We start from the raw sequence: 21,615 nt of genomic DNA on the forward strand, positions 1-21,615 counted from the left end.
AGCGGACGGCCGAGCGTCAGGCCCGGCGCAGCGACGCCAGGCGTCCGACGGCGTCGCGCAGCACGTCCTCGCGCTTGACGAACGTGAACCGGACGCCGGCGACCAGGTGGGCCGCGAGGTCCGACGGAGCGTCGGGGGAGGCACCAGGTGCGGGGGTGCGGCAGAACGCGCTGACGGGCACGCCCACGACGCCGGCGAGGTCGGGCAACCGGCGGCAGAGCTCGGCGCCGTCGTCGAACCCGAGCGGTGTGCCGTCGGCGACGACGAAGTACGTGCCTTGCGGCACGACCACGTCGAAGCCCGCGGCGACCAGGCCCTCGCACAGCAGGTCGCGGCGGGTGGCGAGGGAGTCGGCGAGGGCGCGCGGGCCGACGTCGTCCCCGAGCGCCTCGGCGATCGCGGGCTGGAAGGGTGCGCCCGAGGAGTAGGTGAGGAACTGCTTGACGGTCCGCACGGCCGTGACGAGCTCCGCCGGCCCGTGCAGCCAGCCGACCTTCCACCCGGTGAAGGAGAACGTCTTGCCGGCCGAGGAGATCGTCAGCGTGCGCTCGGCCATGCCGGGGAGGGTGGCGATCGGGACGTGCCGGGCCCCGTCGAACGTCAGGTGCTCGTAGACCTCGTCGGTGACGACGACGGCGCCGCTCGCGCGGGCTGCCGCGGCGATCTCGGCGAGCTCGGTGGGGGTGAGGACCGTGCCGGTCGGGTTGTGCGGGCTGTTGACCACGATCAGCCGGGTGCGGGGCCCGACGGCGGTGCGCAGCGCCTCGACGTCCAGCCGGAAGCCGTCCGGGGAGGGGAGCAGCGGGACGGTGACGTGCGTCGCGCCGGCGAGCGCGATGCACGCCGCGTAGGAGTCGTAGAACGGTTCGAGGGTGACGACCTCGTCGCCCGGATCCGCGAGGGCGAGGATCGTCGCGGCGAGCGCCTCCGTGGCGCCGGTGGAGACGAGGACCTCGGTGTCGGGGTCGACGTCGAGGCCGTAGCGGCGGTGCTGGTGGTCGGCGATCGCCTGCCGGAGCGCGCGGATGCCCGGGCCGGGCGGGTACTGGTTGTGCCCGGCCTCGATCGCGCGGATCGCGGCCTGCCGGATCGCGTGCGGGCCGTCGACGTCCGGGAAGCCCTGGCCCAGGTTGATCGCGCCCGTGCGCGTCGCCAGGGCGGTCATCTCCGCGAAGATCGTCGCCGCGACCGTGCCGTCGGCGCGCAGGAGGCCGGCGGCCCGCGCGGCGTCGCGCCAGCGGCCGGTCGGGGAAGGCGTCGTCATGGTCATCGACCCTATCCGCCACCCGCCGACTCGCTCCGACGAGGCGTCGACGTGCGGCGTGCCCACATCGCGGACAGGTCACCGCGCAAGGTCACGCGTTCGCAACGATCCCGCCAGTTGTCCACAGGGGCAGAGGTGCCGACCTTCACGGATGCCCTAAAGTCCTGGCCAGACCGAACCGGCACGGACCGCCCCGACGAGGGCGACGGCGCGGTGCAGGTGCGGTGCAGGGTGAGCTGATCAGGGGGCAGACGCGTGGCAGACACGAGCGGGGTCGCGATCCTCGAGACCGAGGTGCGCGAGCTCATCCGCCGTCGCGGTCTCGACCCTGCCCGTGACCGCGCGGGCATCGACCAGCTCGTCCGTGACGCCCTCGCCGACTACGACACGAGGACGGCGCTCGGCGTCGTCCCCCCGCTCGCCGACGCGCACGCCGCGGCCCGCACGGTCGTTGACGCCGTCGCCGGGCTCGGCCCGCTCCAGCAGTACCTCGACGACCCCGCCGTCGAGGAGATCTGGATCAACTCGCCGACCCAGGTGTTCATCGCCCGTGGCGGGGAGCCCGAGCTCACCACGACGATCCTCACCAACACGCAGGTCCGCGACCTCGTGGAGCAGATGCTGCGCTCCTCAGGTCGGCGACTCGACCTCTCCAGCCCGTTCGTCGACGCCGCGCTGCCCGGAGGTGAGCGACTGCACGTGGTCATCCCCGACGTCACCCGCGAGCATTTCGCGGTCAACGTCCGCAAGCACGTCGTGCGAGCGTCCCACCTCGACGACATGGTGCGGCTCGGCTCGTTGACCCCCCAGGCGGCGGCATTCCTGGACGCGGCGGTGCGGGCAGGTCTGAACGTTCTCGTGGCCGGTGCGACCCAGGCCGGCAAGACGACGATGCTCAACGCGCTGTCGGGTTCGATCCCCGCGACCGAGCGCGTCATCACCTGCGAGGAGGTCTTCGAGCTGCGGTTCGCGGTCCGGGACATCGTCTCGATGCAGTGCCGTCAGCCCAGCCTCGAGGGAACCGGTGAGATCCCGCTGCGCCGGCTCGTCAAGGAGGCGCTGCGGATGCGACCGAACCGGATCGTGATCGGCGAGGTGAGGGAGGCGGAGAGCTTCGACCTCCTCATCGCTCTGAACGCTGGCGTCCCCGGCATGTGCACCCTCCACGCCAACTCCGCCCGGGAGGCCCTCGCGAAGATGTGCACCCTGCCCTTGCTGGCCGGTGAGAACGTGTCCGACCGGTTCGTCGTCCCGACCGTCGCGTCCGCGGTGGACCTCGTCGTGCATCTCGGCGTGAGCGCCGACGGCACACGGCAGGTGCGGGAGGTCCTCGGTGTTCCCGGGCGGGTCGAGGAGGGCGTGGTCGAGACCTCAGAGATCTTCGTCCGTCGAGGACAGCACCTCGTGCGGGGCGAGGGCTACCCGCCCGCGGCGGACCGGTTCGCGCGCGCCGGGATCGACCTGCCGGCTCTCCTGCGCGACGTGCGGCACGCGGAGGTCTACTGAGGTGGGTGTCGTCGTCGGGCTTCTCCTCGGCGCGGGCCTCTTCTGCGTCTGGTGGTCGTTCTGGGAGCCGGTGGCTCGGCCGGCACGTCGCGCCGACGGATGGGCGGGGCGGACGCAGGACCTCCTGGTGCAGGCCGGCGCCCCGACGGTCACCCCGGCGGCGCTGGCGGGGACGAGCATCGGGATCGGAGCAGTGGTCCTCCTCGTCGGGACTGCGCTGACCCGCTCGGTCACCATCGCCGCATGCTTCGCGCTCATCGCCGCGTCGGTCCCCGGTGTCCTCGTGCGTTCTCGTGCCCGGCGCCGGAGGGCCTCCCTGCGCGAGGTGTGGCCCGAGGTGGTCGACCACCTCGCCTCCGGTGTGCGGGCCGGACTCTCCCTCCCGGAAGCGGTCGGCCAGCTCGGTGACCGGGGTCCGGTCGAGCTGCGCGAGCCGTTCCAGCGGTTCGCGCAGGACTACCGTGCATCCGGGCGCTTCGTGGAGTGCCTGGACGCGCTCAAGGTGCGGCTCGCCGACCCGGTGGCCGATCGGATCGTCGAGGCGCTGCGCATGACGCGCGACGTCGGGGGGACGGACCTCGGCCGCCTGCTGCGTACCCTGTCGACCTTCCTGCGGGAGGACGCCCGCACCAGAGGAGAGCTCGAGGCGCGTCAGTCCTGGACGGTCAACGGCGCGCGGCTCGCGGTCGCCGGACCCTGGGTGGTGCTGGCGTTCCTCGCGACTCGCCCGGAGACGGCGACGGCCTACAACACCGTCTCGGGTGCGATGGTCCTCCTGGGTGGTGCGGCGTGCTCGGCGTTCGCCTACCAGCTGATGCTCCGGATCGGTCGCCTCCCCGAAGAAGTGCGGGTGCTGCGGTGAGCGGGCTGGAGGTGTCGTGGCTCGGGGCCGGGATCGGTGCCTTCGGTGCGGTCGGCCTGTTGCTGGTCGTCTCGCGGCTCCGGGCACGCCGTATCCGTCTCGACGAGCGGGTAGGGCCGTACCTCCGTGTGCAGGACCGTACGTCCGCGCTGCTCCGTGATGTACCGGTGCATACGCCGTTCCCCACGCTCGAGCGCCTCGTCGCACCGTGGGTTGCCGACGTCGGCCGGACACTCGAGCGGCTGGGCTCGTCCCGGACCGAGCTGCGCCGACGGCTGGACCGCGCCGGGCGCGCGGAGAGCGTCGATCAGTTCCGGGCACGGCAGATCGTCTGGGGCGTGCTCGGCCTGGCTGGCGGTGTCGCCCTCGCCCTCGTGCTCGCCGCGACCCGTGGGTCCTCGGTCGTCGCCCTCGTGCTGCTCGCTCTGATGTGCGGTATCGGCGGCGTGCTGGCCTGCGACCAGATGCTCTCCCGTGCGATCAGCAGGCGGGAGGAACGGATCATGGCCGAGTTCCCCACCATCGCCGAGCTCCTCGCGCTCTCGGTCGCCGCGGGGGAGGGTCCGGTCTCGGCGCTCGAACGGGTCTCGACGACGGCCAAGGGTGAGCTCTCCGGCGAGCTGGCCACCATGCTCGCCTCCGTCCGTGCTGGTGTCCCGCTCACTCGGGCACTCGAAGGGCTCGCCGACCGGACGTCGTTGCCGAGCCTCGCCCGCTTCGCCGAAGGGGTCTCCGTCGCCGTCGAACGGGGGACGCCCCTCGCCGAGGTCCTGCGTGCTCAGGCGCAGGACGTCCGGGAGTCCGGGCGTCGCGCGCTCATGGAGGCGGGCGGCCGCAAGGAGGTGATCATGATGGTCCCGGTGGTGTTCCTCATCCTCCCGGTGACCGTCGTCTTCGCCGTGTTCCCGTCCATCGCGACCCTGCGGATCGGCTTCTGACTGTGCACGACTGCTTGCCGGCGCGCGACGGCGCCGGACTTCATCACGGCACGAACGAGAGGAACCGGATCGATGGATGGTGTCAGGACGTGGACGAGCAAGGTCGCCGGACGGCTTCGCCAGGGCGGTACGGACCGGGGCGACGTCCCCGGCTGGGTTCTCGTGACGCTGATGACGGCTGGTCTCGTGATCGCGCTGTGGGCGGTCGCGGGTCCCGCGCTGACGAACGCCTTCAGCGAGGCGATCAGCAGCGTCGGCGGGCCCTGACGACCGGTGGGCGTGCGCAGCGAGGGTCGTGATCCGGGGAGCGGCCGACCGGCGGAGGGCGGGCCGGCGTCGGGGCGCGCCGGTGACGAGGGCTCGGCGGTCGTGGACTTCGTCCTGGTCTCGGTCCTCGTCCTGGTCCTGTTCCTCGGAGTCGTCCAGGTCGCTCTCGCCGTGCACGTCCGGGCGATGCTCATCGACTCCGCCGCCGAGGGTGCTCGGGTCGCCGCACGGGCGGACCGGACTCCGGCGGACGGAGTCGTGCGGACCGAGCAGCTCATCGCCGGCTCGCTCTCGAGCCGCTACGCGCAGGACGTCTCGGCGCGGCGCACCACCTACGCCGGGCTGCCCGTCGTCGAGGTCACGGTGAGCGCACCGCTGCCGGTCGTCGGCCTGCTGGGACCGGCCGGCGTCATCACGGTCGAGGGCCACGCGCTGGACGAGACCGCATGAACGCGGTCCGACGCGCCACCGACCGCCTCCGCAGTGTCGTCGCCGCCGGGCGGGCACGGCTCGTCGCCGACCGCACGCGGACGGAGGGCGCGACCGCCACGGGCGACCGCGGGAACGCGGTCGTCGAGTTCCTCGGCGTCGCGCTCATCCTCCTCATCCCGCTGATGTACCTCGTGGTCCTGCTCGGGCGCATCCAGGCCGCGACGTTCGCCGTCGAAGGGGCCTCGCGGGAGGCCGGCCGGGCGTTCGTCACCGCGGAGACCTCCGCGGAGGGCACCGCGCGGGCCGGGACGGCGGTCGCGCTCGCGCTCGAGGACCAGGGCTTCGACAGCGCCGACGGCTCGAGCGCGCTCTCGCTCGCCTGCTCGCTCGACCCCTGCCTCGAACCCGGCGGTGAGGTCGCGGTACAGGTCAGCTATGCGGTCGACCTCCCGTGGGTCCCCGCGTTCGTCCAGGGAGCCGTGCCGCTCGCGATCCCTCTCGAGGCGACGTATGTCGCGTCCGTCGACCAGTACGCCGCGCGCCGGCCATAAAGCAGACAGAAACGAACAGGTTGACGACGGAGCTGGAGCGGGTGAAAAGAATCCACCGGAACGGCGAGCTCGGACCCGTGCGAACGGGCCTGCTGCAGCGCCTGCGCGGTCGACTCCGTGGACGACTCCATGGCGAAGGAACCGGCGACGGAACGCGACCCGGCGACGGCGAGCGCGGGCAGATCATGCTCATGACGAGCGCGTTCGTCGCCTTCGCGCTGCTGCTCATCACGGTTGTCGTCTCAGCGACCGGGATGCACCTGGACCGCAAGCGCCTGTACAACCTCGCCGATGCGCTCGCCCTCGCCGCGGCGGACTCGATGACGCAGGAGTCGTTCTACGTCGAGGGTCTGCCCGAGCCGACCGAGGGCGCGGTCCTGTCCCTCGCAGACGCGGAGATCCGCGCCGAGGTCGGTGCGTACCTGGCCGCGAACCCGGGTGCGGTCGGGAGCCTGCGGGACGTCACGGTCGTCTCGGCGTCGACCCCCGACGGCCGGACCGCGACCGTCTCGTTGGCTGCCCGGACGCGGCCGACCCTCGTCAGTCGCGTGACGGAGCTCTGGAGTGATGGCATCATCGTTCGTGCGGAGTCCAGCGCGCGAGCGTGGTAGCACCACCCATCCCCGATCATGACTGGGGATGAACGGTTTGTGACTACGTTAGCGCTCACATAGGCGTCAACTTTCTCAAGGTGGAGAGGGCACTTTTGACGGACTCTGTCGAAACAACGAGTTCGCCGCTATGGTGAACCCGTCCAGCAACTCCTACGACGGAGATTTACATGAAGACACGCGCAAGGAAGCAGTGGATCGCCGGGGGTGCCCTCGGCGCGGTTCTGATCGGGACCGTCGCTCTCTCGTCATCAGCGATCGCCGACGAGGACATCGACATCTCGGTCGAGATCGAGTCGACCGTGGAGCCGGGAGTTCTCGCGTTCTCGGTCGCCAGCAACGCCGTGACCCTCACGGAGAACGGCTCGGACGAGGAGGTGCGCCAGTTCACCGGAACCCTTCCCGAGGTGACCGTCACGGACACGCGTACCGCCGAGGAGATCCCGGACGGAGCCGCATGGGCCGTCCTGGGTAGCGCGTCCGACTTCACGTCGGGCGATGACGTCATCGGCGCGGAGCACCTCGGCTGGACGCCGAACCTCCTCGAGGGTGACGAGGACGGCCTGGTCTCGGAAGGTGAAGAGGTCGTCACCGTCCTCGACGAAGCGACCCAGCCCGGCAACAACGTCGGTCTCGTCGACCAGGAGCTCCTGATCTCGACGTTCGACTCCGGTGAGGTTGCCGGTGGCGAGTTCTCGGTCAACGCCGACCTTTTCCTGCGGACCCCTGCCGACGTCGCTGGCGGTTCGTACAGCTCGACCCTGACCCTCTCGCTCTTCGAGTAACCTCGAGGCACGACGGTTCAGGCCGGGTGAGGGCTGCTCTGCGAGCACCTCGCGGCCCAGCAGCCCTCACCCGAACGCATCGAAGGATCACCGGTGATCACTGCTTCATCTCGCCCTCGCGCGCTCGTGGTCACCGCGATCGCCGCACTGCTCGCCCTCGCCCCGGGCTCGGCGCACGCCGCGACCGACGACGAGACAGAACCTGCGGGTTCGGTCACGTGGTCCGTCGTCCCCGCCGATGCCGACGGACCTGACGGGCGTCGCTGGCTCGAGCTCACGCTCGACCCCGGCGACCGGGTCACCGAGCACCTCGCCGTGCGCAACCTCGGTGACGTCGAGTCGACGTTCGCCCTCCAGGCCGCCGACGGCTACCTCACCGACAAGGGCCGCTTCAACATGCTGCCGTCGTCCGAGCCGTCGGTGGACGGCGGTACCTGGATCGACCTGCAGGACGAGGTCGTCGTCGGTGCGGGGGAGACTGTCGTCGTGCCCTTCACGATCGTGGTCCCCGAGCAGGTCACGCCTGGTGACCACCCCGCCGGCGTCGCGGCGTCGGTCACGAGCACCAGCGACAGCGTCGGCGTCGAGAGCCGCGTCGGCTTCCGCGTGATGATGCGCGTCACGGGCGAGGTCTCCGCCGTGCTCGCGGTGCCTCAGCCGCGTGCCTCCTACTCTCCGTCCTGGAACCCCTTCGCCCCCGGGGACCTGCGCGTCTCCTACGACGTGAGCAACGACGGGAACATCCGCCTCGGCGCGCAGAGCGAGGCGACCGCGACCGGCCCGTTCGGTCTCGCGCCCCGCACCTCGACCGCCACCCCGGTCGAGGAGGTGCTCCCGGGCGGCAGCTACGCCGTCACCACGGAGATCACCGACGTGTGGCCGCTCGGCCGTGTCACGACCGACGTCACCCTCACCCCCGTCCCGGTCGGTGAGGACGAGCTCGAGACCACCCCGGCGCCGGTCACCCAGCAGGTCGTCACCTGGGCGATCCCGTGGCCGCAGCTCCTGCTGGTCGCGATCGTCGTCGTGCTGGTGCTCGGTGTCCGCGACGAGCGGCGCCGCAAGCGTGCACGCCTGCAGCAGATGCTCGACCGGGCCCGCGACGAGGGCCGCCAGGCGGCGCTCACGCCCGAGACCGGCGCGCCTGCCCCCACGCCCCGCGCCGACTGAGGCCCACCAACCGGGGGGATCGCGCGCCGTCGGGCAGCCCTGCCCGGACGTGCGGCCCACCCGCCTCGCCGGTCGCGTAACCTTGAACCTCGTGGCCACCATCGACTTCCCGCACGAGATCCGCACCCTGCGCTCCACGCTCGAGACCATCAGCGCGGTGAGCGACCCCGAGGCGCTGGCGACCCGGATCGCCGAGCTGTCGGAGCAGGCCTCCGCGCCCGACCTGTGGGACGACACGGACGCCGCGCAGAAGGTCACGACCGAGCTCTCCCAGGCGCAGGGCGAGCTCGAGCGCATCACGAGCATGGGCGGGCGCATCGACGACCTCGAGACGCTCGTCGAGATGGCCACCGAGGACGGCGGCGACGCCGACACGCTCGCCGAGGCGCAGTCCGAGCTCGAGGACATCCGCAAGGACCTCGGTGTGCTCGAGGTCCGCACGCTGCTGGCGGGGGAGTACGACGCCCGTGAGGCCGTCGTGACCATCCGCGCGGGTGCCGGTGGTGTGGACGCCGCGGACTTCGCCGAGATGCTCATGCGCATGTACCTGCGCTGGGCGGAGCGCCACGGCTACCCCACGGCCGTCCTGGACACGTCGTACGCCGAGGAGGCCGGGCTCAAGTCCGCCACCTTCGAGGTCAAGGCGCCCTACGCGTTCGGCCACCTCTCGGTCGAGGCGGGTACGCACCGCCTCGTGCGGATCTCACCCTTCGACAACCAGGGCCGCCGCCAGACGTCGTTCGCCGCGGTCGAGGTCATCCCGCTCATCGAGCAGACCGACTCGATCGAGATCCCCGAGTCGGAGATCAAGGTCGACGTGTTCCGCTCGTCGGGCCCGGGCGGGCAGTCCGTCAACACCACGGACTCCGCCGTGCGCATGACGCACATCCCCACGGGGATCGTCGTGTCGATGCAGAACGAGAAGTCGCAGATCCAGAACCGTGCCGCCGCGCTGCGTGTCCTGCAGTCCCGCCTGCTGCTGCAGCGCCAGGCCGAGGAGAGCGCGGCCCGCAAGGAGATGGCGGGCGACATCAAGGCGAGCTGGGGCGACCAGATGCGCTCCTACGTCCTGCACCCGTACCAGATGGTCAAGGACCTGCGCACCGAGCACGAGGTCGGCAACACCTCGGGTGTGTTCGACGGCGACATCGACGGCTTCATCGAGGCCGGCATCCGCTGGCGCCGGGGCGCGGACCGCACCGCCTGACCTGTCCGTGGGCGCCGGGCGCCCGCCTCGACGACGGATGCTCCGGGCAACGGCAGGTCGTCGCGCGGCGTGTCTGCGGGATCGGCCGCCGGTGGCGTGCCTACTCTCGGGGGCGACCAGCGAAACGTCTTCGCACCCCCCACCCAGAAACTGGTCAACGGCTGTGATCCGATTCGAGAACGTCACGAAGGTCTATGCACGCGGTGCGCGGCCGGCGCTGGACGACGTGTCCGTGGAGATCGAGCGCGGCGAGTTCGTCTTCCTCGTCGGCGCCTCGGGCTCCGGCAAGTCGACGTGCCTGCACCTCATCCTGCGCGAGGAGCGGCCGACGCGCGGCAAGGTCTTCGTGGCCGGCCGAGACCTGTCCAGCCTGTCGAGCTGGAAGGTGCCGAGCCTGCGCCGGCAGATCGGCGTCGTCTTCCAGGACTTCCGCCTGCTGCCCAACAAGACGGTCTTCGAGAACGTCGCCTTCGCCCTGCAGGTCATCGGCAAGCCGCGGCACACCATCGCGATCACCGTCCCCGAGGTCCTGGAGATGGTCGGCCTCGGCGGCAAGGAGAAGCGGCGGCCGCACGAGCTCTCGGGCGGAGAGCAGCAGCGCGTCGCGATCGCGCGAGCCTTCGTCAACCGCCCACCGATCCTGCTCGCGGACGAGCCGACGGGAAACCTCGACCCCACGACGTCGCTGGGGATCATGCGGCTCCTGGACCGCATCAACCGCACCGGTACCACCGTCGTCATGGCGACGCACGACGAGGAGATCGTCAACCAGATGCGCAAGCGCGTCATCGAGCTCTCCACGGGTGAGCTCGTCCGTGACCAGTCCCGCGGCGGCTACGGCGCGCAGGGCACCGTCCGGCCGGCACCGGCCGCACCTGCGGTCGCGGCGCCGGGCCACGAGCCCGACGACGGCACGTCGCCCGTCGTCCTCGACCCGCCCTCTGCGCAGGCCGAGGTCTCGGCCGGGACCCAGGAGCGGTAGACGATGCGGGCACAGTTCATCCTCGGCGAGCTCCTCACGGGGCTGCGTCGCAACCTGTCCATGACGATCTCGGTCATCCTCGTGACGTTCGTGTCGCTGACCTTCGTCGGCGCCGCAGGTCTGCTGCAGACGCAGATCGGCATGCTCAAGGACGAGTGGTACGACAAGGTCGAGGTCTCGGTCTTCCTCTGCCCGGTCGACTCGCCCTCGCCCACGTGTGCGGTGGGAGAGGCCACGCCGGAGCAGATGGCCTCGATCGAGGGGGTGCTCGACACCGAGCTCGGAGACGAGGTCGAGCAGGTGTTCTTCGAGTCCAAGGAGGACGCGTTCGAGGTCTTCTCGGAGCGCTACCCTGACGGCTACCTGGGCACGCCGCTGACGGTCGACGACATGCAGGCCTCGTTCCGGCTCAAGCTCGCCAACCCGGAGCACTACGAGATCGTCAACGACGTCCTGACCGGTCGGCCCGGCGTCGAGCTCGTGGAGGACCAGCGCAGGATCTTCGACTCGTTGTTCCTCATGCTCAACCGCGCGTCCCTGCTCTCGGCCGGGCTGGCGGGGGTGATGCTCCTGGCCGCGGTCCTGCTCATCACGACGACGATCCGGCTCTCGGCGTTCAGCCGTCGACGGGAGACCGGCATCATGCGCCTGGTGGGCGCGTCCAACCTGTTCATCCAGCTGCCGTTCCTGCTCGAGGGGGCGATCGCGGCGGTGATCGGTGCGCTCTTGGCGATCGGGGGCCTGTGGCTGGGGGTGAAGTACCTGGTCACGGACTGGTTGTCGGAGTCGCTGAGCTGGGTCGCCTACGTCTCGGGCGGGGACGTGCTGCGTCTGGCGCCCGTCCTCATCGCGATCGCATTTCTCCTGGCTGCCATATCCTCGTTCGTGACGCTCAACCGGTACACGAGGGTGTGAAAGGTGTGAATGCCTCGATGAGTTCTTCCCGCACGAGTCCCTCCATGGCGATGCGGCTCGGCCGACGGTCCGTCGCGACGTTCGCGGCCGCCGCGCTCGTGCTCGGGTCGGTGGTCGGCTCCGCGAACGCGGACGACATCGACGACCGCCGGGAAGCGGCCGAGCAGCGGCAGTCGGAGATCCTCGAGAATCGCGAGCAGCTCCAGTCCGAGCTCGAGGACACGGACGCCGAGCTTGCGCAGGCCGTGCTCGACCTGCAGGAGATCGAGGCGCGGCTCCCGGTGGCGCAGGCCGAGCTGGAGGCCGCGGAGGCCGAGCTGGAACGGACCCAGCGCGAGGCTGCGCTGCTCGCGCAGCGTCTCGAGGACGCGCTCGGCGAGGAAGCGGCGATCAGCCGCGAGATCCAGCAGGGGGCGGCCGAGGTTTCGGAGGCGAAGTCGACCATCGCGGAGATGGCGCGGATGGCCTACCGGGGCCAGGGCGAAGTCTCCAGCCTGGGCATCGTCACGGGTGTCGAGAGCACCGAGGAGTTCATCGAGGAGTACGCGATCTCCTCCACGGCGGCGCGCAGCCAGTCGCGGACGCTCACGGAGCTGCAGGAGGCCGAGTCGATCGCCCGCAACCGCGAGGCGCGGCTGGAGGCGGTGCGAGAGAAGATCGCGGACCTCAAGGACGAGGCTGACCAGAACGTGGTCGACGCGGAGACCGCACGCAAGGCCGCGGCGGACCGCAAGGTCGAGGTCGAGGAGCTCATCGACCGGCAGCGGCGCACCAAGGAGACCATCGAGGCCCGCAAGGAGGCGGCGATCGAGCAGGTCGCCGAGAACGAGCGGTCGCAGCAGTCCCTCGCCGCCGAGCTCCAGCAGATCATCGCCGAGCAGGAAGAACGTGACCGCAAGGCCGAGGCGGAGCGTCAGCGCCGGGCCGAGGAGGAGCGCAAGCGTCAGGAGGCCGCGCAGCAGAACTCCGGCGGCGGCTCCGGCGGCGGCGGCGGGGGATCGAGCTCGGGCGGCTCCGGCGGTGGCGGTGGCGGGGGCGGTGGTGGTGGCTCCAGCACCGGACGGTTCCTGTCGTACCCGACGGCGGTCCCGCACGTGACGTCCCACTACGGCAACCGGCTGCACCCCGTGCTCGGCATCTGGCGCCTGCACGCCGGCACGGACTTCCGGGCCTACTGCGGGACGCCGATCATGGCGTCGGCCGACGGCACGGTCCAGTTCGCCCGGAGCTACGGCGGCCTGGGCAACCAGGTCCTCGTCAACCACGGCTACTCGGGCGGTGACAGCGTGATGACGAGCTACAACCACCTGTCCCGCTTCGCGGTGTCGGCCGGGCAGTCGGTGCGCAAGGGCGACGTCGTCGGGTACTCGGGCAACACCGGGACCTCGAGCGCGTGCCACCTGCACTTCGAGGTGTACATCAACGGCAGCACGGTCAACCCGATGTCCCGCCTCTGACGCGCTCCGGTCGGCGGCAGGCGGCGAGCAGCGGGTGGGCGGTGGCCGTTAATCGCTGCCGTCCGCACCGCCGGTCGCGTAGCCTGGGACGTCGCGCCCCGAGCGTGACGTCGCAGGACACGAGCAGATCGGATGAGTGAGCATGGCGAAGGACACTGGCCGCAAGATCGTCGCCAGCAACCGCAAGGCACGCCATGACTACGTGATCGAGGACGTGTTCGAGGCCGGGATCGTGCTCAGCGGCACGGAGGTCAAGGCGCTGCGGGCCGGGCGGGCGTCGCTGGTCGACGGCTACGTCGGCATCGACGGCGGCGAGGCGTGGCTCGAGAACGTCCACATCCCCGAGTACACCGAGGGGACGTGGAACAACCACGCGCCGCGCAGGCGCCGCAAGCTCCTGCTGCACCGCGACGAGATCCACCGCCTGGAGATCAAGACGCGCGAGAAGGGCCACACGATCATCCCGCTCGCGCTGTACTTCCTCGACGGTCGCGCGAAGGTCGAGATCGCGCTCGCCCGCGGCAAGCGGGAGTACGACAAGCGCCAGACCCTCCGCGAGCAGCAGGACAACCGCGAGGCGCAGCGCGCCATGCGCCAGCGCCAGCACCGGTAGCCACCACAGGTAGGCCTCGGGGCGGTGGCGCACCGTGCGAGGCGACGCCCGGAGCCGTACGGTCGACAGGAACTCATCCGCGATCGAGGAGGCCACGTGGTCAAGCTCCGTCAGTACATCCCCCGGCTCGCCGCCGGGGCCTACATCCTCAACTCCGGCCTGACCAAGCGCGGCGCGGACGAGGAGGCGGCCCGCGGCATGCACGGGCTGGCCGCCGGCACCTATTCGTTCCTCGAGGACGTCGAGCCGCAGCAGTTCGCGAAGTCGCTGTCGACGGCGGAGATCGCCCTCGGCGCGGCGCTCGTCGCCCCGTTCGTCCCGACCGGTCTGGTCGCGCTCGGCCTCGGCGCGTTCTCGGGCGGTCTGGTCGGCATGTACCTCAACACGCCGGGCATGACGCGCGAGGACGGCGTCCGTCCCACGGAGGCCGGCACGGGACTGGCCAAGGACGTGTTCCTCCTCGGGATCGCCGGCGGTCTGCTCGTGGACGCGCTGAGCCGCAAGAAGTAGCCGGAAATACCGTCGCCCCTCGTGGTGTTGATGACGTAGTCTGGACCTGCAGGCCGCAGCGCGAGAGCGTCGGGGTCTGTGGTTGACAACTGCACAGGGGGTGATCGGTTTCGACGGTGGTCGTGTTTCGAGGAGAAGCGGGCCGAGGATGCAGACTTATCTCGTTAACGATGTCTGCAAACCAATAGGTGCCGATAACAAGCGCACCGACTTCGCACTCGCCGCCTGAGCGAGTCTTCGAAGTCCGTCAGCCCGGGCTCGCTCTCGACCCGGATCCTGGCGTCAGCGAGAGAGCCACTGCTTACGACGTTCGTCATCGGCGGCGTAGGGACTCTTAGATGACTGAGCCCGTCAGCACCTTGTCTGCGTGAGTGCTGGGGCCGAGAAAATCAACAGCAGACTGCGCCCGGAGAAGTCCTCCTTTTGCGTCACCGGACCGGGGTTCGATTCCCCGCACCTCCACCAGTGAAGTTGCACGGGTGCCCTACTTCAGCCCTGCTGGGGTAGGGCATTCGTGTGTCGTCCCTCAGCCCCGGAGGCGCTGCACCGGCCGACGGCGCGGCCCGGTCCTGGGCGGCGCCCCCGCGTCGGGGCGGGGTCACGGTTCCGTGACAATCGATGCTGTCACGGAACGATGACCACCATGAGGGCCATCGCCAACGAGATCCAGCTGGGCGCGCGTTGCGCGAGCGCTGAGAGGGCGCCGGGCTGCCACCGGACGGGGTCATCGACTGGGGCGACGAGCTCGCCACCTCGATCCCGCCCGCGTTCGAGCAGGCGGCCAACGAGACCACGGCGCCCGACGCTGACTTCCCGGCAGGCGCGGTGGCGGGGAACATCGCCGCGGTCACCGAGCAGACCCGCACGGGCCTGAGCTCCACCCGCCCCACCGGCGGGCGTGTCGTCACGCCGTTCGTCCAGCCCCTGCCTGGGCAGGGGCGCGTGCCCACCGGCGTACGAGCAGGCGGACGGTCCACAGCTGCCGCGCGCGCCGAGTGCGGCGCCGACCTCACCGCGGGCAGCGACGAGGACGACCGGTGGGGGTCCTGACCGCGGAGTGACGTGCACGCCGCGTGCGTCACCAGCCCCGCTCGGCCCACGCCCGGGCGGCGTCGTCGCCCTCCAGCCACTCGAGCCGCAGGGTCACGCCGTCGATCGTGATGTGCCCGGAGTCCCAGGTCGCGAGCAGTCGGGTGATGTCGCGCTCGGCGTCGCCGTCGTCCCAGAAGACGTCCCGGTGGCGGTCGCGCTCGATGCGCCACTCCAGTCGTTCTTGCGGGTTGACGTGGTGGGGGAACGCGTGCGGTCCGACGGTCTCCCAGTGGGTGCAGACCCGGGTGACGAGGTAGCCGACGCTCGTCGGCTCGGTCTCCGTCGTGCCCGCAGGGCGCGGAACCGTGGCGGCGCCGGTGGGCCAGAGCCGCGCGACCCGCGCGCGGTACGGCTCGAGGTCGGGCACGGCCGGCACGTCAGCGCTCGGGGGACCCGGCCCCGACGAGCCGGTCCGAGCCGGGTACGGGGCCTGCGTCGGTGCCGGTGCCGCCGCTACCCGGGTCGCCCGGGCCGTCGCCGTCCCCGGTGCCGCCGGCTCCGCCGCCGGCGGACGCGTCCGGTGCGGGGCGCCGGACACGTCGCACGACCCACCGCACGAGGAGGGCGATGACCCCGGCCGGCACGATCCACGGCAGCAGCACACCGACGACGACCACCAGCCCGTTGAGGGTGGCCAGCAGCGCGTTCCATCCCGAGGTCAGGCCGCCGAGGAACCCGCCCGGCGCGAGCTGGGGGGTCTCGGCCACCTCGGTGACCTCGATGTGCAGCGTGGACATGGCGACCTGCTCCGCGAGCCCGGCGCGCTGCGACTCCAGCGACTCCAGGTCCGACTGGCGGGTCGTGAGCTCCTGCTCCGCGGCGAGCAGCTCGGCGGTCGAGCCGGCCTCGGCCATGAGCGTCGTGAGGCGGGTGACCGACGCCCGCAGCGCGTCGATCCGAGCGTCGAGGTCCCGGACCGTGCCGGTCACGTCGACGGAGTCGAGGTCGATGTCCTGGACCGTGCCGACGCCGTCGAGCCCGTCGATCGTCGCCGTCATCCGGTCGGCGGGGATCCGGGCCGTCACGTTCGCCCATCCCGGACGGTCGTCGGTCGCGGCCGACTCGTGGCGCGCCTCGAGGTAGCCCCCGGCGGAGTCGACGAGCGCCTGGATCGCGCCGACCGCGCCGGCCGCGTCGTCGGCCACGACGGTCGCCGACCCGGTGGTGATGACCTCGCGCGCGGCGAGCTCGTCGTCCACGGTGCTCTGGCGGGCCGCGCTCTCGTCGGAGGCGACGCCTTCCTCGGCCGAGTCGCTCCCCGCCCCCTGGTCGGAGCTGACCCACGCGTCGCCTGCGTCCCCACCGCTCGCCGTGCACCCCGTGACCAGTGCCGCGGAGAGGAGGAGTGCTGCGAGCAGGCCAGGCCTGCGAGGTGTGATCGCCATGCTGCGAGCGTAGGGGGCACTTCACCCGAAGATGGGGTCGATCGGGCGATCGTGACCGTCTTGTGAACTGGCCGTGATCGACCCGGTACCTGCGCTCGGTGGGGCGGACCTTCAGTCGGCCAGAGCCTCGCGGACGCGGGGCGCGACCTGCGTACCGAGGAGCTCGATCGCCCGGAGCGACTCACGTTGGGGGACGCCCGACAGGTCCATCTGCAGGATGTGGCGGTCGTGGCCCAGTGCGCCGTGCAGGGTGATGATCTTGTCGGCGACCTCCTCGGGCTCCCCGATGAAGTACGCACCGCCGGGGGCGGCGGTGGCGTCGTAGGAGAGGCGGTTCGGCAGGGGGAAGCCACGCTCGGCCGAGATCTTCTTCATGTTCTGCAGGTAGTACGGGTAGTAGAAGTCGCGGGCGCCGCGCGAGTCGTCGCCGACGAACCCCATGGTCGACACCGAGACCTCGAGTGCGGCGCCGTCGTGACCGGACTCGTCCGCGGCCCGCCGGTAGAGGTCGACCAGCGGGGCGAACTGGGCCGGGCGTCCGCCGATGATCGCGTAGTTGACGGGCATGCCGAGCACGCCGGCGCGCACGGAGGACTGCGGGTTGCCGCCCGTGGCGATCGCGATGTCCAGCCGCTCGCCGCGGCCGGGCTTGTCGAACGGGCGCGGGAGGATCTCGGCGCCCGTGAGCGGGGCGCGGAAGCGGCCCGACCAGGTCACGGGGTTCCCCTGGTCGATCTGCCGCAGCAGCATGATCTTCTCGTCGAACAGCGCGTCGTAGTCCTCGAGGTCGGCCCCGAAGAGCGGGTAGGACTCGATGAACGAGCCCCGTCCGGCGAGGAGCTCGACCCGACCACCGGAGATCTGGTCCATGGTGGCGAACTGCTGGTAGACCCGGACAGGGTCCTCGGTGGAGAGCACGGTGACGGCGCTGCCGACCGTGATCCGCTCGGTCTGGGCGAGCGCGGCCGCGATGACGGTCGCGGGGGAGGAGATGGCGTAGTCCGGCCGGTGGTGCTCGCCGATGCCCGCGTAGTCGAGGCCGACCTCGTCGGCGAGCCGGATCCGTTCGAGCACGTCCCGCAGGCGCGTCGAGACCGCGGTCTGCTCGCCGGTCAGGGGGTCGGGGGCGTTGTCACCGAAGGTGTAGAAGCCGAGTCGCATGTTGATGCAAACGCATCGAGGGGTCGGGTATTCCCTCCCGCGACTCCGCCGACCGCTCCGTGATCGCCGAGGCGGTCCGCACGCGGCACGCAGCGTGCGCCATGATGGAGCCGTGCTCGTGTGCTGCGGACTCGTGACCCTCGACGTCGTCCAGACCCTCGACCGGCTGCCGGCGGCGAACGAGAAGGTGGTCTCCCGGTCCGTCGAGGCGACGTTCGGGGGGCCCGCCGCCAACGCCGCCGCCACCGCGGTCGCGCTGGGGGTTCCCGCGCGCCTCGTCACGGTCGTCGGGAACGGGTCGCTGGCCGACGTCGTCCGGGGCGAGCTCGCGACGGCGGGTGTCGACCTCGTCGAGGCCGCCCGTCCCGACGGTGCGCGGCCGGCCGTCTCGACCGTGCTCGTGACGGGTGCGACCGGCGAGCGGGCCGTGGTGAGCACGAACGCCGGTGCGGTGCCGGACCTCGACGTCGACGTCGACGCGCTCCTTCCCGCCGAGCCCGGCGGCGTGCTCCTGCTCGACGGGCACCTGCCGTCCCTCGCCCTGGCCACGGCGCGCCGGGCGCGCGAGCGGGGGGACGTCGTCGTCCTCGACGGCGGGTCCTACAAGCCCGGGACCGCCGAGCTCCTCGCGCTGTGCGACGCCGTCGTGCTCTCCGACGACTTCCGCCTGCCGGGGGTGCCCGACGACGGGACGCTCGCCGCCGTCCAAGCGCTCGGGCCTGCGTTCGTGGCACAGTCGCACGGCGAGGCTCCCCTGGAGGTGCTCGTCGCAGGCGAGCTGTCCGTCGTGCCGGTGCCGCGGGCCGAACGGGTCGTGGACACGCTCGGGGCAGGGGACGTGCTGCACGGTGCGTTCGCCGCGGCGCTCGCTCGCGGGGCGCGCCCGCTGCCCGCGCTCGAGGCGGCCGCGCGGGTGGCGTCGCACTCGGTCGGGTTCACCGGCGCTCGCGGCTGGACGAGCACCGCAGCGCTCCTGCGCTATCCCTGACCCGCCGGGATCGGCACCCTGGGGCCGAAAGGTCACGGTGCGGACACGACCTCCCGAGACGGTTGACACGCGCTTAGTAAAGGAGGTCTACTAACTAACATGACAACGGCAGTCACCCGGAACGGGACCACGAGAAAAGGGCTGAGCGCAGGGCTCAGGCCGACCTCCAAGGTGCTGCCCGAGCACGCGCGGGCGCACAACCGTGCCCTCGTCCTGCAGCACCTCTTCCACGCCGGGCCCACGTCCCGTGCCGACCTCGCACGCGCCACGTCGCTCACGCGGGTCACCATCTCCGACCTCGTCGCGGTCCTCATCGCGGAGGGCCTGGTCGAGGAGCTCGGGATCCGTCCGGGCCAGCGCGTCGGCAAGCCCGCCATCCTCGTCGGGATGCGCACGAGCGCCTACCAGATCGTCTCCGTCGACCTCACCGACGCCGCCGTCATGCGGGGAGCCGTCCTGTCGCTCACCGGCGACCTCGTCGTCCGGGAGAGCCTCGCGATCGACGGGCGCACCGGCACCGAGCTCGTCGATCTGCTCACCCGCTTCGCCCGCCGCCTCATCGCCGCTGCCACCCAGCCCGTGCTCGGCGTCGGCATCGGATCGCCCGGTGTGATCGACGCGGCCGGCCGGGTCATCGAGGCGCCGAACCGCCGCTGGTTCGACCTGGGACTTGCCGAAGAGCTCTCCGAGAGCCTCGCCCTGCCCGTGCACGTCGCGAACGACGCCAACATCGCAGCGCTCGGCGAGTTCACGTTCGGCGGCGCGTCCGGCGACGGGCTCCTCGTCCTCACGGTCGGGGAGGGGGTCGGCGCGGGCATCATGCTCGACGGCGCCCGGGTGCGCGGTCACAGTGACGCGGCCGGAGAGCTCGGTCACGTGACCGTGGTCGACGGTGGCGAGCCGTGCGCCTGCGGGCGCAGCGGCTGCCTCGAGACGATCCTGTCCGAGCCCGCGCTGCGCAGAGCGGTCGATGGGCTCGACCCTGATGCCACCGACGCGGCACTCGCGTCGGTCGGCCGGCTCTTGGGCGTCGCCCTCGCGCCGGTCGTGAGCGCCCTCAACCTCGCCGAGGTCCTTCTCAGCGGTCCTGCGGACCTGCTCGACGGACCTCTGCGGGAGCAGGCGCTCGAGACCGTCCGTCAGCGCACGATGCCGGCGATCAGCGCCGAGCTCGAGCTGCGGATGGCCTCGCTCGACGAAGACGTCGTCCTCGCAGGGGCCGCCGTCCTCGTGCTCTCCGGACAGCTCGGGGTCTCCTAGCCCCGGGTGCTCGACCCCTGCCCGTCCTGGTCGCGGACGGTCGCAGGTCCCCAGCGCACCACCGCGACCAGGGGACTCCCCAGAACCACGTCCCCGCCGTCCGGCATCCCAGCAGGACGTCGCTCCACCAGCAGGACCTTCCCGCACACCTCGGGCGGCGTCCCCGACGCCGCCACAGCATGACCGAGAGGACGTACCCCAGTGAAGAGGAACCGCATCGTCGCCACCTCCGTGGCGTCGACGATCACGCTCGCGCTCGCACTCACCGCGTGCGGCACCGACAGCCCCGGTGACGACCCGACGACGGACGGCGACACCACCGCCGAGTCCGGCGACATCACGCTCTGGGTCGCCGGCGGTGACACCCCGGACGAGCTGCGCACCTACCTCGTCGACACGTTCGCCGAGGAGAACCCGGGCTCGACGCTGACGATCGAGCAGCAGGAGTGGCCCGACCTGGTCACCGCGCTGACGACCGCGCTGCCCGACGCGAACAACACGCCGGACGTCGTCGAGATCGGCAACACGCAGTCGCCGACCTTCACCACGATCGGCGCCTTCCGCGACCTCACGCCCCTCTACGAGGAGCTCGGTGGCGACAACCTGCTGCCCTCGTTCGTCGAGGTCGGCTCGGTCGGGGACCAGAAGTTCGCGCTGCCGTACTACTTCGGCTCGCGGTACATGTTCTACCGTTCCGACGTCTGGTCCGAGGCAGGCGTCGAGGTCCCGACGACGTTGGGCGAGTTCACCGAGGCCGCCAAGGAGCTGCGCACCGACGAGCAGTCCGGCTTCGCCCTCGGCGGCCAGGACTGGCGCAACGGCATCTCCTGGGTCTTCGCGAACGGCGGCGAGCTCGCCGTCGAGGAGGACGGCGTCTGGACGTCCACGCTCTCCGACCCGAACACGATCACCGGTCTCGAGCAGTTCCAGGAGCTCTACACCGAGACGTCGAACATCCCCGCCACCGAGCAGGACGTCGCGTACTGGGAGTTCCTCAACGACGGGACCGACGGTTCGCCCGCTCCCGCGGCCACGATCATGGCTCCGGGCTGGGCCCGCTGGTCCATCGGTGACCTCGTCGAGAACGACGAGGGCGAAGAGGTCCGTGACGGCATGGTGGACGACTCGAAGTTCGACATCTTCGCCCTGCCGGGCGTCGACGGTGGCCTGGCCCCGGTGTTCGCCGGTGGCTCGAACATCGCGATCTCCGCGCAGTCGCAGCACCCCGAGCTCTCGGAGAACCTCCTGCGGATCATCTTCTCCGAGGAGTACCAGAACATGCTCGGCGCCAACGGGCTCGGCCCGGCCAACAGCGACTACGTCGGCTCCCTCGGGGACGACAAGTTCGCCACGGCGATGATCGAGACCGCCGCGGACTCCAAGCTCACCCCGGCCGCGCCGGGCTGGGCAGGCGTCGAGGGCTCGAAGGTCCTCGAGGAGCTGTTCCAGAAGATCGCCGAGGGCGGCGACGTGACCGCTCTGGCGGCCGAGTACGACGCCAAGATCGACCCGCTTCTCAACAACTGATCCCTCGCACCGCTGGGCCCCGCAGGGCCCCTCGGTGAGCACCGGGTCGTGGGGGGGGCCCCCCCCGCCCCCCCCCCCCCCCCCCCCCCCCCGGGGGGGGCGAACCACCCCCGGCCCCCCCAACCCCCGAGC

Annotated in this window: 23 protein-coding genes and 1 other RNA gene; 20 read left to right on the plus strand and 4 right to left on the minus strand. The window is 71.4% G+C overall.

The window, feature by feature from the left end; all coding sequences use genetic code 11:
- Positions 1 to 16: 16 nt before the first annotated feature.
- Complete coding sequence (locus tag OHL10_RS04555) at positions 17 to 1,264, minus strand: pyridoxal phosphate-dependent aminotransferase (protein WP_265520948.1); 1,248 nt, start codon at positions 1,262 to 1,264, stop codon at positions 17 to 19.
- Between the two features lie 255 nt (positions 1,265 to 1,519).
- Between OHL10_RS04555 and OHL10_RS04560 the strand changes: the two genes are divergently transcribed.
- The 17 genes from OHL10_RS04560 (at position 1,520) to OHL10_RS04640 (ending at position 15,120) form a co-directional block, all read left to right on the plus strand.
- Positions 1,520 to 2,770 (plus strand): TadA family conjugal transfer-associated ATPase, encoded by a 1,251-nt coding sequence (locus OHL10_RS04560; protein ID WP_265520949.1) that lies wholly within the window; start codon positions 1,520 to 1,522, stop codon positions 2,768 to 2,770.
- Position 2,771: 1 nt separating this feature from the next.
- Entirely contained in the window at positions 2,772 to 3,632 is an 861-nt protein-coding gene (locus tag OHL10_RS04565; RefSeq protein ID WP_265520950.1) for a type II secretion system F family protein, read from the plus strand.
- Between the two features lie 5 nt (positions 3,633 to 3,637).
- Positions 3,638 to 4,570 carry a type II secretion system F family protein gene (locus tag OHL10_RS04570; protein WP_265521029.1) on the plus strand — a complete coding sequence of 311 codons (933 nt, stop codon included), beginning with the start codon at positions 3,638 to 3,640 and terminating at the stop codon, positions 4,568 to 4,570.
- A gap of 72 nt (positions 4,571 to 4,642) precedes the next feature.
- On the plus strand, positions 4,643 to 4,837 hold the full coding sequence (locus tag OHL10_RS04575; RefSeq protein WP_265520951.1) for a hypothetical protein: 195 nt from the start codon (positions 4,643 to 4,645) through the stop codon (positions 4,835 to 4,837).
- A gap of 12 nt (positions 4,838 to 4,849) precedes the next feature.
- Positions 4,850 to 5,287, plus strand: coding sequence for a TadE/TadG family type IV pilus assembly protein (locus OHL10_RS04580; protein WP_322645518.1), 438 nt, complete (start codon positions 4,850 to 4,852; stop codon positions 5,285 to 5,287).
- Positions 5,284 to 5,820 carry a pilus assembly protein gene (locus tag OHL10_RS04585; RefSeq protein WP_265520952.1) on the plus strand — a complete coding sequence of 179 codons (537 nt, stop codon included), beginning with the start codon at positions 5,284 to 5,286 and terminating at the stop codon, positions 5,818 to 5,820. Before OHL10_RS04580 ends, OHL10_RS04585 begins: the two co-directional genes overlap by 4 nt.
- Before the next feature lie 20 nt (positions 5,821 to 5,840).
- Positions 5,841 to 6,431: a pilus assembly protein TadG-related protein gene (locus tag OHL10_RS04590; protein ID WP_265520953.1), complete on the plus strand. Its 591-nt coding sequence runs from the start codon at positions 5,841 to 5,843 to the stop codon at positions 6,429 to 6,431.
- 170 nt (positions 6,432 to 6,601) lie between these two features.
- A complete protein-coding gene (locus tag OHL10_RS04595; RefSeq protein ID WP_265520954.1) occupies positions 6,602 to 7,216 on the plus strand; it encodes a hypothetical protein in 615 nt (204 codons plus the stop codon).
- Positions 7,217 to 7,309: 93 nt separating this feature from the next.
- On the plus strand, positions 7,310 to 8,386 hold the full coding sequence (locus OHL10_RS04600; protein ID WP_265520955.1) for a hypothetical protein: 1,077 nt from the start codon (positions 7,310 to 7,312) through the stop codon (positions 8,384 to 8,386).
- 91 nt (positions 8,387 to 8,477) lie between these two features.
- Positions 8,478 to 9,593 (plus strand): peptide chain release factor 2, encoded by a 1,116-nt coding sequence (prfB, locus tag OHL10_RS04605; protein ID WP_265520956.1) that lies wholly within the window; start codon positions 8,478 to 8,480, stop codon positions 9,591 to 9,593.
- Between the two features lie 163 nt (positions 9,594 to 9,756).
- Complete coding sequence (gene ftsE / locus OHL10_RS04610) at positions 9,757 to 10,575, plus strand: cell division ATP-binding protein FtsE (RefSeq protein WP_265520957.1); 819 nt, start codon at positions 9,757 to 9,759, stop codon at positions 10,573 to 10,575.
- A gap of 3 nt (positions 10,576 to 10,578) precedes the next feature.
- Entirely contained in the window at positions 10,579 to 11,490 is a 912-nt protein-coding gene (gene ftsX, locus OHL10_RS04615; RefSeq protein WP_265520958.1) for a permease-like cell division protein FtsX, read from the plus strand.
- A 17-nt stretch (positions 11,491 to 11,507) separates the two neighbouring features.
- The gene (locus tag OHL10_RS04620; protein WP_265520959.1) at positions 11,508 to 12,947 is read left to right on the plus strand and encodes a M23 family metallopeptidase; all 1,440 of its coding nucleotides are present in this window, start codon (positions 11,508 to 11,510) and stop codon (positions 12,945 to 12,947) included.
- 142 nt (positions 12,948 to 13,089) lie between these two features.
- Positions 13,090 to 13,560: an SsrA-binding protein SmpB gene (gene smpB / locus OHL10_RS04625; protein ID WP_265520960.1), complete on the plus strand. Its 471-nt coding sequence runs from the start codon at positions 13,090 to 13,092 to the stop codon at positions 13,558 to 13,560.
- Positions 13,561 to 13,656: 96 nt separating this feature from the next.
- On the plus strand, positions 13,657 to 14,070 hold the full coding sequence (locus OHL10_RS04630; protein ID WP_265520961.1) for a hypothetical protein: 414 nt from the start codon (positions 13,657 to 13,659) through the stop codon (positions 14,068 to 14,070).
- Positions 14,071 to 14,166: 96 nt separating this feature from the next.
- Positions 14,167 to 14,535: a transfer-messenger RNA gene (gene ssrA / locus OHL10_RS04635) on the plus strand.
- Between the two features lie 360 nt (positions 14,536 to 14,895).
- Entirely contained in the window at positions 14,896 to 15,120 is a 225-nt protein-coding gene (locus OHL10_RS04640) for a hypothetical protein (protein ID WP_265520962.1), read from the plus strand.
- Positions 15,121 to 15,148: 28 nt separating this feature from the next.
- Here the strand turns inward: OHL10_RS04640 and OHL10_RS04645 are convergent, their stop codons facing one another.
- The 3 genes from OHL10_RS04645 to OHL10_RS04655 form a co-directional block, all read right to left on the minus strand.
- Entirely contained in the window at positions 15,149 to 15,529 is a 381-nt protein-coding gene (locus OHL10_RS04645) for a hypothetical protein (protein ID WP_265520963.1), read from the minus strand.
- A 10-nt stretch (positions 15,530 to 15,539) separates the two neighbouring features.
- Positions 15,540 to 16,547, minus strand: a complete 1,008-nt coding sequence (locus tag OHL10_RS04650; RefSeq protein WP_265520964.1) for a DUF4349 domain-containing protein — start codon at positions 16,545 to 16,547, stop codon at positions 15,540 to 15,542.
- A 111-nt stretch (positions 16,548 to 16,658) separates the two neighbouring features.
- Positions 16,659 to 17,708 carry an LLM class flavin-dependent oxidoreductase gene (locus OHL10_RS04655; protein WP_265520965.1) on the minus strand — a complete coding sequence of 350 codons (1,050 nt, stop codon included), beginning with the start codon at positions 17,706 to 17,708 and terminating at the stop codon, positions 16,659 to 16,661.
- Positions 17,709 to 17,826: 118 nt separating this feature from the next.
- Here OHL10_RS04655 and OHL10_RS04660 point away from each other — a divergent pair, with 118 nt between their 5' ends.
- The 3 genes from OHL10_RS04660 to OHL10_RS04670 all read left to right on the plus strand — a co-directional run bounded on the left by OHL10_RS04660 (position 17,827) and on the right by OHL10_RS04670 (position 21,483).
- The gene (locus OHL10_RS04660) at positions 17,827 to 18,696 is read left to right on the plus strand and encodes a PfkB family carbohydrate kinase (protein ID WP_265521031.1); all 870 of its coding nucleotides are present in this window, start codon (positions 17,827 to 17,829) and stop codon (positions 18,694 to 18,696) included.
- 99 nt (positions 18,697 to 18,795) lie between these two features.
- A complete protein-coding gene (locus OHL10_RS04665; RefSeq protein WP_265520966.1) occupies positions 18,796 to 19,956 on the plus strand; it encodes an ROK family transcriptional regulator in 1,161 nt (386 codons plus the stop codon).
- 201 nt (positions 19,957 to 20,157) lie between these two features.
- Positions 20,158 to 21,483, plus strand: a complete 1,326-nt coding sequence (locus tag OHL10_RS04670; RefSeq protein WP_265520967.1) for an extracellular solute-binding protein — start codon at positions 20,158 to 20,160, stop codon at positions 21,481 to 21,483.
- Positions 21,484 to 21,615: the final 132 nt, after the last annotated feature.

Source organism: Oerskovia flava (genome assembly GCF_026163685.1).
GTDB classification, from domain to species: Bacteria; Actinomycetota; Actinomycetes; order Actinomycetales; family Cellulomonadaceae; genus Oerskovia_A; species Oerskovia_A flava.